Genomic DNA, 12,549 nt, shown 5'->3' with positions numbered 1-12,549 from the left:
GAGCGTCGCGTGCTCCGTACGGTTTCCGCGCGGTACAGCAAGGGTCCGGAGCTCGCCCGTGGGGCGGCCCGGGGCCCGGCTAGTCCTCCGTCATCCGGACGACCGCCAGTGTGATGTTGTCGGGGCCGCCTGCCGCGATGGCGGCCTTCCACAGCTCGAAGGCCGCGCGGCAGTCGTCCTGCTCGCTCATCACGTCCTCGATCACGTCCGTCGTCAGCGGGTCGGTCACACCGTCGGTGCAGATGAGGTAGCGGTCGCCGGGCGCCAGGGCGGCGGTGGCCACATGCGGCCGGACGGCGCGATGGGTGAGGCTGCCGCCCAGGCACTGCGTGACCAGGGACGTGGTGCGCCGCCCGGGCTCGACCGGTGGGCTGTCGTCCACGCTGACCTGGCGCAGCCCGTCGTGGGAGACGAGGAAGACCCGGCTGTCGCCCACGTTGAAGACCAGGAGGGAGCCGGGCTGTACGACGATGCCGGCGACGGTCGTCCCCATGGCGGCGAGCACGGTCGCCTCGTCGCCGCCGGACGCCTCGAACACGGCGCGGTTGCAGGCGTCCAGGGCGTCGCGCACGGCGTCCTCGTCCGTGAGGACGGCGCCGACCGACGCGAGCCGACGCGCCACCAGGGCACTGGCCACATCGCCGCCGGGGTGCCCGCCGAGCCCGTCCGCGACGGCGACGACGAGCGGCGTCCCCGGCGGGAAGACCAGGGTCTGCGGATTCTCGGTCACCGTGGCGCACAGGGTCCACGGTCCGACGACAAGACTGTCCTCGTTCCGCTCGCGCAGCAGTCCCGGATGACTCAGCGCGCTCACACTCACGTAGGGCATCGGCGCCACCGCCTTCCCGCACCGGACAGACCTTCGGAAGCCGGGCCTCCGTTCCCAGTCTAAGAACCGGGCCCTCGGCTGGCGCGTCCGCCCCGGGACGGTCGGCGCGGCCCGTCCGTGCACACGCCCGGCATGCACGGACGCAAGGACGTCGCACGACCTAACGGGTGAACGAATGTGCGGGTCACGCGTGTTCGGGTTGCTCGCGCGGTTATGGTCGATATCGCGAAGCTACTGGTCAGGCGGCGACGAGGAGTCTGCCCCGGCACCGCCAGCGTCGACGAGACGGGGCCGTACAGGTCACCGAACTCGCCGGACTCGAAGACGCCGTCCCCGCCGGACTCGCGGGACAGGACACGCGGCAGTGGCGCCGAACCGCTCGGCCACGAGCGCCACACCATGCCGCCCGGGTGGAGGAAGGCTTCCTCGCTGGGGTCCGCCTTCCCTCCCGGGACCGTGCCGCCAGGTCCGCAGCCGGCGGGCGCTGCGAGATGACAGGTGTCCGCCTGCCTCCGTCGAGGCCTTCGCACCGTGGCGAAGCCTCCCGGAAGCAGCGGCCGGTACCGTCCGGGAGGCACTGTGTGGACCGTGCTGGAGCAAGTGGCCGCTGCCGCTCCGCAGCTCTTCCTCTACGTCGTAGGCCTCTTCGTCGTCATGATCCTGCTGTCGCTCCTCATCAGCCTGCGCCGGGCGGAGGCGGCGGATCGTCCCGAGATCATCAGGGCCCTCGCGGACCTGATGGCCTCCTTCTGGAAGAGGCGGTGACCGCCGTGTCAGCGGGCGAGGCGCGCCAGCAGCGACGAGGCGGAGGTGATGCCCAGGGCCGCGGCCACCAGAAGGACGGCGAAGTCGGACAGCAGGTGCGAGGGCGTCCCGAGCAGCAGTCCGCGCAGGGCGTCGACCTGGTAGCTCAGCGGGTTGACCTTGCTGATGGCCTGGAGCCAACCGGGCATGACGGACACCGGGTACAGGGCGTTGGAGCCGAAGAAGAGCGGCATCGTGATCGCCTGTCCGATGCCCATCAGCCGGTCACGGGTCAGGACGATGCCCGCGATCGTCATCGAGAGGCAGGAGAAGAAGGCCGAGCCCAGCACGACGGCCCCCGCCACACCGAGCAGTCGCAGCGGGTTCCAGGTCATCGCGACCCCGAGCACGGCGGCGATCAGCACGACCACGATCGCCTGGATCAGCGCCTTGACCCCGGCCGCGAAGGCCTTGCCGGTGATGAGTGCCGAACGCGGGGTCGGTGTGACCAGCAGCTTGGTCAGGATCCCGGCGTCCCGCTCCCAGATGATCATGATGCCGTAGAAGATGGCGATGAACATCGCGGACTGGGCGATGATGCCGGGGGCCAGGTAGTCGAGGTACGGGATGCCGCCGGTCGGGATCGCCCTGATCCGGGTGAACGTCTCACCGAAGATGAGCAGCCACAGCGCCGGCTGGATCGCGCGGGTGTACAGCTCGGTGCGGTCGTGGCGCAGCTTCTGCAGCTCGACCGCGCACAGCGCCGCGACCCGTGCGGGCAGCACCTTCCAGCCGGTACGGGCCCGGGGCGGGACCACCAGCAGGTCGAGGTCCGCCAGGTGGACGGGGTCAGCCGACACGGGACGCGGTGCGGCGGGTGCTTCGGACATCGCGGAAGTCTCCTGACTGATCGTCGAGTCCGCTGCCGGCGACGTCGCGGAAGACGTCTTCCAGCGTCGGCAGAGGGCCTTCGGTGCCGAGCCGTTCCCTGAGACCGGTCCTCAGCTCGTCGGGGGTGCCGAGCGCGCGGACGCGGCCGCGGTGCATCAGGGCGAGCCGGTCGCAGTACTGGTCGGCCTCGTCCATGTAGTGGGTCGTGACGAGGACGGTCATGCCGGTGGCGGCACGCACGGCGTTGATGTGTTCCCACACGTTGGTCCGGGCGATCGGGTCGAGGCCGATGGTCGGTTCGTCGAGCATCAGCAGCCGGGGCGCGCTCACCAGGGCCTGGGCGAGTTCCAGCCTGCGGACCATGCCGCCGGAGTACGTCCTGGCCAGCCGGTCGGCCGCGGCGGTGAGATCGACGGCCTCCAGCGCCTGCTCGACCCGCCGGGCGCGCTCGCGCCGGGAGACGTCGAAGACACGGGCGAACAGGGCGACGTTCTCCCGCCCGGTGAGCCCGGCGTCGGCCGAGAGCTGCTGCGGCACATAGCCCAGCAGGCGCCTGACGGCCATGCGTTCGCGGGTCGCGTCGTGGCCGAACACACGAATCCTGCCGGCCGGCACCGGGAGCAGGGTGGTGATGCAGCGGATGGCCGTGGTCTTGCCGGCTCCGTTGGGGCCGAGCAGTCCGAACACCTCGCCGTCACGGACGGACAGGTCAAGGCCGTCCACCGCTTGCGTCTCCCCGAAGGAGTAGCGCAGTCCGTCACAGGTGACGGCGTCGACCGCCGGGGCCTCGCCGTCCTTCGCGTTCCGCGTCATGTCTCCTCGGCCTCCTCGTGCAGGTTCTCCGCCAGCTTGCGCAGCGCCGGAAGGGCCGCCTCGAGCGCCTTGCGATCCATCTCGTCCAGGTGGCCCACCTGGCGGCGCACCAGGGCCGTGCGCCTCTCACGCCAGTCACGCAGCCGCGCCTCGGCCGCCTCCGTCGGCAGCAGTCGCGCGGCCCTCCGGTCGGCCGGGTCCGTCTCGCGGACCAGATAGCCGTCACGGACCAGGTGGTTGACGAGCGTCGAGACCGAGTTGCCCGCCAGACGCAGTTCCCTGGCGGCCTCCGACACACCCATCCCAGGCCGTGCCGCGACCAGGCGCAGCAGCTCGACCTCCGCCCCGCGCAGCGGTGGCGAGGTCATCCCGCGGCGCAGATGCCGCCGGATGAGCCGCTGCACCCCGAGAAGCGCGTCGGCCAGGTCGTCGGGAAGGCTTTCCGATTCCACATCCCGACATTAGCTCTGTGTCAGAGGTATTGGGGGAAAGAGAGGGTCAAGACAGTGGCAGGAACTGCCGTCGCCCTCGTCAGTGGTGGTGCGGCTCGTCCCGGTGGACGGGGCCGTGCGGGTCCTCGCAGTGCCCGGGATCGCCGGCCGTCTCCCGCTCCCCCGGCAGGGCCAGTTGAAGAACCTGCTCGGCGGCGTGGTCGACCTGAAGTGTGGTGTGGGTGATGCCGTAGCCGCCGCGCAGCACGTCCTCGAGGTCGCGGCGCACGGCGTGGCAGTCGCCGCCCGGTTCGACCAGCACGTGGGCGGACAGCGCCGACTGACCGGAGGTGATCTGCCAGACGTGCAGGTCGTGCACCTCGACAACGTCCGCACGGGCGACGAGCCGGTCGCCCAGTGCGTCCGGATCGACGTCGGCGGGCGCCGCCTCCAGGAAGATGCGGCCGGAGTCGCGCAGCAGTCCGTACGCGGCCTTCACCATCAGCGCGACGACCACGAGCGTGGCGATGGCGTCGGCGCGCTCGAAGCCCGTCAGGACGACCACTAGCGCGGCGATCGCGGTACCGACGAAGGCGAACAGGTCGTTCAGGATGTGCTGATAGGCGCCCTCGACATTGAGCGAGGAGCGGTTGGCACGTGAGATGCACCAGGTGGCGGCCACATTGACGGCGATGCCCACGAGCGCGGTGACCAGCATCGGCACGCCCGCCACGGCCGGCGGGGCGATCAGCCGCCGCACGGCCTCGTACGCGAGCCAGGCGCCCAGCAGGAGCAGGGTGAGCCCGTTGGCCTGGGCCGAGAGGATCTCCGCGCGCTTGAGTCCGTACGTGAAGCCGCCGCGGGCCGGGCGGGCGGCGAGCCGCATCGCGACGAGCACGAGCACGATGGACGCCGCGTCGGTGAGCATGTGGGCCGCGTCGGAGAGCAGGGCCAGGGAGGAGGCGAGGACACCGACGACCACCTCTGCCGCCATGAACACGGTGATCAGGGCGAGCGCAAGGCCGAGCCAGCGGCGGTCGGCGTCCGCCGACACACCGTGGGAGTGCCCGGAGTGCCCTCCGGGGCCGTGCTCGTGACCGTGGCCGCTCATGTGGTCCGCCTTCCCCCGCGTATCGGGTCCCTGGACGGCAGTGAAACGCATAACGGCGCCTTGCGGCAAAGGCTGCACCGGTGACCGTTGTCATGTCCGATAGTACGCCGCTGACCTGCATAAACGCGGCAGCGTGGGGTACGGCGTCGCCTACACGCCGATCGCCCCGTCGATACGCTCCCGCAGCAGGTCCGCATGGCCGTTGTGACGGGCGTACTCCTCGATCATGTGGATGAGCACCCAGCGGAGCGAGACGGTGCCGCGCCAGGAGTCGTGGCCCTCGACGTCGAGACGGGGTGCGTCGGCGACGAACGCCTCGGCGAAGGCGATCTCCTCGCGCCAGGCCTCCCAGGCCCGGGAGACGACGTCCGGGTCGGGCACGGCACCGGTGAAGTCGCCGTCGGGGTCCGGGGGCGAGGAGAACCGGGGCGGTGCGTCCCGTCCCGCCAGAACCTGCCGGAACCAGCGACGTTCGACGTCGGCGAGATGGCGTACCAGACCGAGCAGCGAGAGCGTGGACGGTGCCACCGACCGCTGCGACAGCCGTGTGTCCAGGCCGGCGCACTTGAGTTCCAGCGTGGCGCGCTGAGCGGCCAGGAAGTCGACGAGGAGGGCGCGCTCGCCGCCCGTGGCGGGGCCGAGGGTGCGGGGATCGCGCTCGGCGGGGACGAACATCTCGGCTCTTCGGGTCAAGGACGTCACGCACACCATCATCGGCCGTGCGGCAGCGTCAGCCGCCGCATCGGTGCGTGAACCGGTCCACCAGATCGCCCCAGCCGGCCTCCACCCGCTCCTCGGACATGCCGCGCCGGGTGAGCAGGTGGTCGACGAGGACCGTCTCCAGATAGCCGAGCAGAGTGTGCGCGACGAGTTCGTGGTCGCCCGCGACCCGGGCCTCGCGCAGCAGCATGGACACATGGGTCAGCCGGAACTGGTACGGCGGGCTCATCCGGTGGCGCCGCGGGTCCGCGTGGGCGGCCATGTACAGGTCCGGGTGGGCGTGTTCGTGACGGATGACGCCCATGCCGAAGGCGCGCAGCCGCTCCACGGCGGACGCCCCGGGGCCGAGCGGCGGCGGCCCGGAGATCAGGGCGGCCTGCAACTTCTCCTCCTGGTGGCTCAGCAGCTCCACCAACAGGCCGGCGCGGTCCCCGAACCGCCGGAAGACCGTGCCCTTGCCGACGCCCGCGCCGCAGGCGATGTCCTCCATGGTGACGTTCGTTATGCCGCGTTCGGCGGCCAGACGCTCGGCCACTTCCAGCAGCCGTGTGCGGTTGCGGGCGGCGTCGGCGCGCAGCTGGGTGGGTTTGAGTGGCGTGAGGGTGCGGTCCGCGAGGTCCTCGCTGTCCGCCTGCGGCGGCACGGGAGCGGGCGGAGGCTGCTCGGTCATGAACCTCAGCCTAGCGGCGGGAAGAGATTCGGACCTGGGTCCGTTTAGACTCCACGAGAAGTGGACCGCGGTCCGGTTGGAGTGCTACAAATTTCAACGAAGGGCCTTACCGGTTCCTCCCGGTCCATCCCGGTCCGGTGGTATTGATTGCAGATTCTGGGAGTGTCGCCATGTCCGTTCGCATCCTCGCCCTCGTCGGCAGCCTTCGTGCCGGTTCGCACAACCGTCAGCTCGCCGAGGCCGCCGTGAAGCACGCCCCCGAGGGTGTGGAGGTGGTACTCCAGGAGGGTCTGGCCGAGGTCCCCTTCTACAACGAGGACATCGACGTCGAGGGCAACGTGCCCGCCGCTGCCGCCACGCTGCGTGCGGCCGCCGGCCGGGCCGACGCCCTGCTGCTCTTCTCGCCCGAGTACAACGGCACGATCCCGGCCGTCCTCAAGAACGCGATCGACTGGCTGTCCCGTCCGCACGGCGCCGGCGCCCTGTCCGGCAAGCCGGTCGCCGTCGTCGGCACCGCCTACGGCCAGTACGGCGGCGTGTGGGCGCAGGACGAGGCCCGCAAGGCCGTCACGATCGCCGGCGGCACCGTCGTCGAGGAGGCCAAGCTCTCCATCCCGGGCTCCGTGATCCGCTTCGCCGAGACCCACCCGGCCGACGACGCCGAGGTCGTCGAGGGGCTGACCAAGGTCATCCAGCAGCTCACGCAGGCCGCACCCGCGGCCGCCTGATCGCCGGCGCCGGCATCGGGCCCGGCAGCGATCGACGCCCTCTCGGTGGGCCAGGACCCCGTGTCCTGGCCCACTGCCGTTTCCCCGTGCCGCCGCTCCGGCACTCCGCCGTCCGCGCGCGCCCGTTCCCTCGTCCGCGTGGTCCGCGAAAACCCTTCACATACCCTTTGCAGCCGCTCCGACACCCCTGATCAGCTGCGGTTTCGGTGTCTGATCGCCCATCAGAAGCATGCCCGGGCTTTGCCTGTGCTTCTCCGGCAGGTCGTCTTCGATTGCTTGCATCGTGACATGGACCACATCACGTTCCTAGTGGCCGTCGTCATCGTCACGGCGCTGGCCTTCGACTTCACGAACGGATTCCATGACACCGCGAACGCGATGGCCACCTCCATCGCCACCGGCGCGCTCAAGCCGAGAACCGCGGTCCTGATCAGCGGTGTGCTGAACATCGTCGGCGCGTTCCTGTCGACCGAGGTCGCGAAGACCATCTCGGGCGGCATCGTGGACGACACTCGGGTGACCCCGGGGATGATCTTCGCGGGGCTGGTGGGCGCGATCCTGTGGAATCTGCTCACCTGGCTCGTCGGGCTGCCGTCCAGTTCGTCGCACGCGCTCTTCGGCGGCCTCGTCGGCGCCGTCTGGGTGGGTGCGGGCAGCGACGGCGTGCACTTCGACAAGGTGGTCGAGAAGGTCCTCGTCCCGGCGGTCGCCTCACCCGTGGTGGCCGGGCTCGCCGCCCTGCTGGCCACGTACCTCGCGTACAGGATCACCGCCCGAGCCCGCAAGGAGTCGGTGACCCGGGGCTTCCGCATCGGCCAGATCGCCTCCGCTTCACTGGTCTCCCTGGCCCACGGCACCAACGACGCACAGAAGACGATGGGCGTCATCACCCTCACCCTCATCTCGGCCGGCGCGCTCGGTCACGACGCGGGCCCGCCCGTATGGGTGATCGCGTCGGCCGGTCTGGCCATCGGCCTCGGCACCTATCTCGGCGGGTGGCGCATCATCCGCACGATGGGCAAGGGCCTGACCGACATCCAGTCGCCGCAGGGCTTCGCCGCCGAGGCCGCCTCCACGACCGTCATCCTGACCTCGGCCCACCTCGGCTTCGCCCTGTCCACCACGCAGGTCTGCTCCGGCGGCATCCTCGGCGCGGGCCTCGGGCGGCGGCTCGCCGAGGTCCGCTGGGGCACCGCCGGCCGCATGGTGATCGCCTGGCTGGTGACGCTTCCGGCGGCCGCGCTGGTCGGCGGCGTCTCGGCGAGCGTCGTCAAGCACGGCGGAACCATCGGCACCGTGGTGATCGCCCTGGTCGCCGCCGCCCTCGCCGCGTTCATCGTGGTCGTCTCGCGCCGCAACCCGATTCACGCCCACAATGTCAACGAGAGCCACGAGGTCACGCTCCGTGGCACCACCCCCACGAGCGTCGGCACCGCCGCCTGAAGCAGGGAGAGCTCTGGCCATGCATCTTGACTGGACCGCCCTCGGAGAGGTCACCGCGGTCAGTATCGGAGTCACCGTCGCCGTGGTCGTCGTCTTCGCACTCGGCGTGCTCGGCATCGCCCAGGTCGAAAGTGCCCGCGAGCGGGACGGCGGCACCCACGCCCTCGGCCTGGCCCAGGCGGGGCTCTGCTTCCTGGCCTGCGCCGCGGTCGTGGGTTACGGAATCTATCTGATCGTGCCGCAGTTCCACTGACAGAGCGGGAGGAGGACGGATGACACCTCTGGTCACCGATGGCCTGCGGGTCGACTACACCGATCACGACGACCCGGTACTGCTGCACCCCGACGGCAGCCCCGTGGACACCTGGCGGGAGAACTACCCGTACGACGAGCGGATGGAGCGCAAGGAGTACGAGTGGCACAAGCGGCTCCAGCAGATCGAACTGCTGAAGCTGCAGAGCTGGATCAAGGCGACCGGCCGGCGACTCGTGATCGTCTTCGAAGGGCGGGACGCGGCCGGCAAGGGTGGCACCATCAAGCGCTTCACCGAGCACCTCAACCCGCGCGGCGCGCGGGTGGTCGCCCTGGAGAGGCCGACCGAGCGCGAGCGCGGGCAGTGGTACTTCCAGCGGTACGTCGAGCATCTGCCGACCGAGGGCGAGATCGTGCTGTTCGACCGGTCCTGGTACAACCGGGCCGGCGTGGAGCGTGTCATGGGCTTCTGCACCGACGACGAGTACCGCCGCTTCATGCGGCAGGCCCCGTTGTTCGAGCGGATGCTCGTGGACGACGGCGTGGACCTGGTGAAGTTCTGGTTCTCGGTCTCCCAGAGCGAGCAGCGCACCCGGTTCACGATCCGCCAGGTCGACCCCGTGCGGCAGTGGAAGCTGAGCCCGATGGACCTGGCCTCCCTCGACCGCTGGGACGACTACACCGCCGCCAAGGTCTCGATGTTCCGCGCGACGGACACGGAGTACGCGCCGTGGACCGTGGTGAAGAGCAACGACAAGAAGCGGGCACGCGTGGAGGCGATGCGCAGTGTCCTCGCCCGCTTCGGCTACACCGACAAGGACGAGGAGATCGTCGGCAGCCCCGACCCCAGCATCGTGGGTGCCGCGGCGAACCTGCTGGAGGCGGGCGAGGACGACAGCGTCCACTGACCGCTCTGACCGAGCGCCGGGTCCCTCGGGCGCGCGGCGGCCACGGCCCCGCGCGTCCGCAGGACCCGGCGCTTCGTCGTGCGGTCCGCCGACCGCCGGTGCGCGTGGGCCTCGGGCCGTGCGGACACGGCGCGGGCCGCCGACCTCACGGTCCCTGAGACGTCGTTCACCCCCCGCACGGCGGTGGACCGGCCGGCGCGCGGACCGGATCGTCAGTCGTGGGCGGGGCGGTTGCTGAGCCGGTGGTCGGCCAGGCTGAGCGCCTCGTCCACGACCCGGCGCAGATGGCCGTCGCGCAGCGAGTAGACCACTCGGCGGCCCTCCTTGCGTGTGTCGACCAAGCCCGCGAGCCGGAGCCGCGCCAGATGCTGGCTGACGGCGGGGCGTGCCGCGCCGCACGCCTCGGTGAGCGTGGAGACGTCGGCCTCACCCCCGCTCAGGGAGTGCAGCAGGGCGAGGCGGGTGCGGTCACCGAGCAGGGCGAGCAGCTCGGCGGCCAGCGCGAACTGTTCCTCGCCGGGGGTTCGGGGGTGCCCCGCGGCCGTGCCCTTCGTGCGCGACTGCGCCGGTTGCGCAGGTGACAGGTGCATGCGTGCGCTCATACGCACATAATGGCTCCGTAGGGGGAACGCGTCCACATCGCGGCGAAAGGGGTCCTCAGGTGAGCCACGAGCACGCGGGGCACGGGCAGGCGCACGTCCACCCCCACCACCCCGCACACGAGCACCCGCACCGTCAGCCTCGTCCGCGCGGCCACGGCCTCCTCCCCCGTCTCCGCCACCTCCTCACGCCCCACTCCCACGAGACCGCGGACAAGCTCGACTCCGCACTGGAGTCCTCCGCCCGTGGCATGCGGGCACTGTGGGTGTCGCTGGCCGTGCTCGGCGGGACGGCCCTGGCGCAGGCGGTCGTGGTGGTGATCTCCGGGTCGGTCGCACTGCTCGGCGACACCGTGCACAACGCCGCCGACGCCCTGACCGCGGTGCCGCTCGGCGTCGCCTTCGTCCTGGGCCGCAGGGCGGCCACGCGCCGCTTCACCTACGGATTCGGCCGCGCCGAGGATCTCGCGGGCATCGTGATCGTGCTGACCATCGCCGCGTCCGCCGCGTTCGCCGCCTGGGCGGCGGTCGAGCGGCTGCTCGACCCGCGTCCCGTGCAGCACATCCCCGCCGTCGCCGTCGCGGCCGTCATCGGCTTCGCCGGGAACGAGTGGGTCGCCCGGCACCGCATCCGGGTGGGCCGGGCGATCGGTTCGGCGGCCCTGGTGGCCGACGGGCTGCACGCGCGCACGGACGGATGCACCTCGCTCGCGGTGCTGGTGGGCGCGGGCGGCGCGGCGCTCGGCCGGCAACTCGCCGACCCGCTCGTCGGGTTGGCGATCACGGCCGCGATCGTCCTGGTGCTGCGGGACGCGGCGCGCGAGGTCTTCCGCAGAGTGCTGGACGCCGTGGAACCGGCGCTGGTGGACCGGGCCGAGCAGGCGCTGCGCGCGGTGCCGGGTGTGCGCGAGGTCGGCGAACTGCGGCTGCGCTGGATCGGGCACCGGCTGCGCGCCGAGGTGGCGGTCGTGGTGGACGGCGAGGTGAGCGTACGCCGGGCGCACGACATCGCGGTCGCGGCCGAGCACGCCCTGCTGCACGCCGTCCCGAAACTCACCGCGGCCCTGATCCACCCGGATCCGGCCCCGGCACCAGGCGAGACGGATCCCCATCGGGCCCTGGCCCACCACGGTCGCCCGGCAGCCTGACGGGCGGGCTACCGGCGCACGCCCCGATCCCGTGCGGCGGTCAGGCCCCCAGCCCCTCCAGCACCACGGCGTTCGGCAGCTCCGCGAACGCCTTCCCCGGCACCAGCAGCTTGCCCCGGCGCCGGCCGCTGCCGACCAGCACATACGGCAGGTCGACGACCGCCGAGTCCACCAGCACCGGCCAGCCGTCGGGCAGCCCGATCGGCGTGATGCCGCCGTACTCCATCCCGGTCTCCCCGGTCGCCACGTCCATCGCCGCGAAGGAGGCCTTGCGGGCGCCCAGTTGACGGCGGACCACGCCGTTCACATCGACCCGGGTGGCGGAGAGGACGACACAGGCGGCCAGCGTCGTCTCGCCACCGCGCTTGGCCGCGACCACGACGCAGTTGGCCGACCGGTCGAGCAGGTCCTTGCCGTAGTGCTCCAGGAAGACCGCGGTGTCGGCCCAGTCCGGCTCGGTGTCGACGTAGACGATCCGGTCGGCCGGCACGGCGCCGCTCCAGGCCCGTACGGCCGCCGCCACCGGAGCGGTCAGCTCGTCCAGGCAGTCGGGGGCGGGCGTGGCGTGGTCGAAGTCTCCGATGGGTGCGCGCATGTCCGCACGCTAACAGCCGCGGGCGGGGCGCCGGAGAGCCGTCTCAGCGCACGGGCGGCACCGAGATCGACATGACCATCTCCGTCGGCACATCGCCGTCGTTGCCGTAGCTGTGCGGGGAGTCCGCCTCGAAGGAGGCGCTCGCACCGGTCGGCACGAGGTGCTCGACGCCGTCCACGGTGAGGGTCAGTTCGCCGGTGGTGACATGGACGAGTTCCACCGTCCCCGAGGGGTGCGGATCGGAGGCGCTGCTGTCGCCCGGCATCAGCCGCCAGTCCCACATCTCCAGCGGTCCGGGGGCCTCTGTCCCGGTGAGGAGGCGGTTGTAGCTGCCCGCGTCGGTGCGCCACAGCCGCACGGCCTGGTCGGCGGGCACGATACGGACCTTGGGGCCCTGCTCGTAGTCGAGCAGGGTGGTGATGCTGACGCCGAGCGCGTCGGCGATCTTGACCACCGTGCCGATGCTCGGGTTGGTACGGGCCTGCTCGATCTGGATGAGCATGCCGCGGCTGACTCCGGCCCGGGCGGCGAGCGTCTCCAGGGTGAAGCCCCGCTCGGTCCGCCAGCGCTTGACGTTGCGCGCCAGGGACTGGGTCAGCAGGTCGAGATCCGACACATTCCGTCCAATATTGTGTATGACAGAGTCCATCAGAATGAACTATGGTGT

At 71.3% G+C, this 12,549-nt stretch carries 16 protein-coding genes; 6 read left to right on the top strand and 10 right to left on the bottom strand.

What is annotated here, in order from left to right:
- Positions 1-79: 79 nt before the first annotated feature.
- Complete coding sequence (locus ACSHXN_RS33965) at positions 80-829, bottom strand: PP2C family protein-serine/threonine phosphatase (protein WP_356295361.1); 750 nt, start codon at positions 827-829, stop codon at positions 80-82.
- A 588-nt stretch (positions 830-1,417) separates the two neighbouring features.
- Here ACSHXN_RS33965 and ACSHXN_RS33960 point away from each other — a divergent pair.
- The gene (locus ACSHXN_RS33960; RefSeq protein ID WP_331268190.1) at positions 1,418-1,594 is read left to right on the top strand and encodes a hypothetical protein; all 177 of its coding nucleotides are present in this window, start codon (positions 1,418-1,420) and stop codon (positions 1,592-1,594) included.
- A gap of 8 nt (positions 1,595-1,602) precedes the next feature.
- Here ACSHXN_RS33960 and ACSHXN_RS33955 read toward each other — a convergent pair whose 3' ends face one another.
- From ACSHXN_RS33955 to ACSHXN_RS33930, 6 genes are all read right to left on the bottom strand, one after another.
- A complete protein-coding gene (locus ACSHXN_RS33955) occupies positions 1,603-2,463 on the bottom strand; it encodes an ABC transporter permease (protein WP_059126662.1) in 861 nt (286 codons plus the stop codon).
- A complete protein-coding gene (locus ACSHXN_RS33950) occupies positions 2,423-3,277 on the bottom strand; it encodes an ABC transporter ATP-binding protein (RefSeq protein ID WP_355132850.1) in 855 nt (284 codons plus the stop codon). The genes ACSHXN_RS33955 and ACSHXN_RS33950 overlap by 41 nt, the downstream gene beginning before the upstream one ends.
- Positions 3,274-3,729, bottom strand: a complete 456-nt coding sequence (locus ACSHXN_RS33945; RefSeq protein WP_355132852.1) for a MarR family winged helix-turn-helix transcriptional regulator — start codon at positions 3,727-3,729, stop codon at positions 3,274-3,276. Before ACSHXN_RS33945 ends, ACSHXN_RS33950 begins: the two co-directional genes overlap by 4 nt.
- A gap of 79 nt (positions 3,730-3,808) precedes the next feature.
- Positions 3,809-4,819 carry a cation diffusion facilitator family transporter gene (locus ACSHXN_RS33940; RefSeq protein ID WP_438304827.1) on the bottom strand — a complete coding sequence of 337 codons (1,011 nt, stop codon included), beginning with the start codon at positions 4,817-4,819 and terminating at the stop codon, positions 3,809-3,811.
- Positions 4,820-4,969: 150 nt separating this feature from the next.
- Positions 4,970-5,530 (bottom strand): DinB family protein, encoded by a 561-nt coding sequence (locus ACSHXN_RS33935; protein ID WP_438306518.1) that lies wholly within the window; start codon positions 5,528-5,530, stop codon positions 4,970-4,972.
- A gap of 19 nt (positions 5,531-5,549) precedes the next feature.
- Entirely contained in the window at positions 5,550-6,209 is a 660-nt protein-coding gene (locus ACSHXN_RS33930; protein WP_355132856.1) for a TetR/AcrR family transcriptional regulator, read from the bottom strand.
- A gap of 170 nt (positions 6,210-6,379) precedes the next feature.
- On the opposite strand from ACSHXN_RS33930, the gene ACSHXN_RS33925 reads away from it, so the two are divergent.
- From ACSHXN_RS33925 to ppk2, 4 genes are all read left to right on the top strand, one after another.
- A complete protein-coding gene (locus tag ACSHXN_RS33925) occupies positions 6,380-6,937 on the top strand; it encodes an NAD(P)H-dependent oxidoreductase (protein ID WP_355132858.1) in 558 nt (185 codons plus the stop codon).
- Between the two features lie 288 nt (positions 6,938-7,225).
- Positions 7,226-8,380: an inorganic phosphate transporter gene (locus ACSHXN_RS33920; protein WP_355132860.1), complete on the top strand. Its 1,155-nt coding sequence runs from the start codon at positions 7,226-7,228 to the stop codon at positions 8,378-8,380.
- A 19-nt stretch (positions 8,381-8,399) separates the two neighbouring features.
- A complete protein-coding gene (locus ACSHXN_RS33915) occupies positions 8,400-8,633 on the top strand; it encodes a hypothetical protein (protein ID WP_331268184.1) in 234 nt (77 codons plus the stop codon).
- Positions 8,634-8,652: 19 nt separating this feature from the next.
- On the top strand, positions 8,653-9,540 hold the full coding sequence (gene ppk2 / locus ACSHXN_RS33910; RefSeq protein WP_355132862.1) for a polyphosphate kinase 2: 888 nt from the start codon (positions 8,653-8,655) through the stop codon (positions 9,538-9,540).
- Positions 9,541-9,752: 212 nt separating this feature from the next.
- On the opposite strand, the gene ACSHXN_RS33905 is transcribed toward ppk2, so the two are convergent.
- Complete coding sequence (locus ACSHXN_RS33905) at positions 9,753-10,142, bottom strand: ArsR/SmtB family transcription factor (protein ID WP_355132864.1); 390 nt, start codon at positions 10,140-10,142, stop codon at positions 9,753-9,755.
- Positions 10,143-10,201: 59 nt separating this feature from the next.
- On the opposite strand from ACSHXN_RS33905, the gene ACSHXN_RS33900 reads away from it, so the two are divergent.
- Positions 10,202-11,287 carry a cation diffusion facilitator family transporter gene (locus ACSHXN_RS33900; protein WP_438304823.1) on the top strand — a complete coding sequence of 362 codons (1,086 nt, stop codon included), beginning with the start codon at positions 10,202-10,204 and terminating at the stop codon, positions 11,285-11,287.
- 40 nt (positions 11,288-11,327) lie between these two features.
- Here ACSHXN_RS33900 and ACSHXN_RS33895 read toward each other — a convergent pair whose 3' ends face one another.
- Both ACSHXN_RS33895 and ACSHXN_RS33890 read right to left on the bottom strand, forming a co-directional pair.
- Complete coding sequence (locus ACSHXN_RS33895; protein WP_355802794.1) at positions 11,328-11,882, bottom strand: YbaK/EbsC family protein; 555 nt, start codon at positions 11,880-11,882, stop codon at positions 11,328-11,330.
- Between the two features lie 43 nt (positions 11,883-11,925).
- Complete coding sequence (locus ACSHXN_RS33890) at positions 11,926-12,498, bottom strand: helix-turn-helix domain-containing protein (RefSeq protein ID WP_355132870.1); 573 nt, start codon at positions 12,496-12,498, stop codon at positions 11,926-11,928.
- Between the last annotated feature and the right edge of the window lie 51 nt (positions 12,499-12,549).

The sequence above is a fragment of the Streptomyces sp. HUAS TT11 genome (genome assembly GCF_051553595.1).
Classification (GTDB): domain Bacteria; phylum Actinomycetota; class Actinomycetes; order Streptomycetales; family Streptomycetaceae; genus Streptomyces.
The sequence above is the reverse complement of the archived record's forward strand: the minus strand, read 5'-3'. Positions and strand labels throughout refer to the sequence as shown.

Coding starts and splice junctions, on each gene's coding strand:
- ACSHXN_RS33965 (WP_356295361.1), bottom strand. CDS start 829: ATGCCCTACGTGAGTGTGAGCGCGCTGAGTCATCCGGGACTGCTGCGC.
- ACSHXN_RS33955 (WP_059126662.1), bottom strand. CDS start 2,463: ATGTCCGAAGCACCCGCCGCACCGCGTCCCGTGTCGGCTGACCCCGTC.
- ACSHXN_RS33950 (WP_355132850.1), bottom strand. CDS start 3,277: ATGACGCGGAACGCGAAGGACGGCGAGGCCCCGGCGGTCGACGCCGTC.
- ACSHXN_RS33940 (WP_438304827.1), bottom strand. CDS start 4,819: ATGAGCGGCCACGGTCACGAGCACGGCCCCGGAGGGCACTCCGGGCAC.
- ACSHXN_RS33935 (WP_438306518.1), bottom strand. CDS start 5,530: ATGGTGTGCGTGACGTCCTTGACCCGAAGAGCCGAGATGTTCGTCCCC.
- ACSHXN_RS33930 (WP_355132856.1), bottom strand. CDS start 6,209: ATGACCGAGCAGCCTCCGCCCGCTCCCGTGCCGCCGCAGGCGGACAGC.
- ACSHXN_RS33925 (WP_355132858.1), top strand. CDS start 6,380: ATGTCCGTTCGCATCCTCGCCCTCGTCGGCAGCCTTCGTGCCGGTTCG.
- ACSHXN_RS33920 (WP_355132860.1), top strand. CDS start 7,226: ATGGACCACATCACGTTCCTAGTGGCCGTCGTCATCGTCACGGCGCTG.
- ACSHXN_RS33915 (WP_331268184.1), top strand. CDS start 8,400: ATGCATCTTGACTGGACCGCCCTCGGAGAGGTCACCGCGGTCAGTATC.
- ppk2 (WP_355132862.1), top strand. CDS start 8,653: ATGACACCTCTGGTCACCGATGGCCTGCGGGTCGACTACACCGATCAC.
- ACSHXN_RS33905 (WP_355132864.1), bottom strand. CDS start 10,142: ATGAGCGCACGCATGCACCTGTCACCTGCGCAACCGGCGCAGTCGCGC.
- ACSHXN_RS33895 (WP_355802794.1), bottom strand. CDS start 11,882: ATGCGCGCACCCATCGGAGACTTCGACCACGCCACGCCCGCCCCCGAC.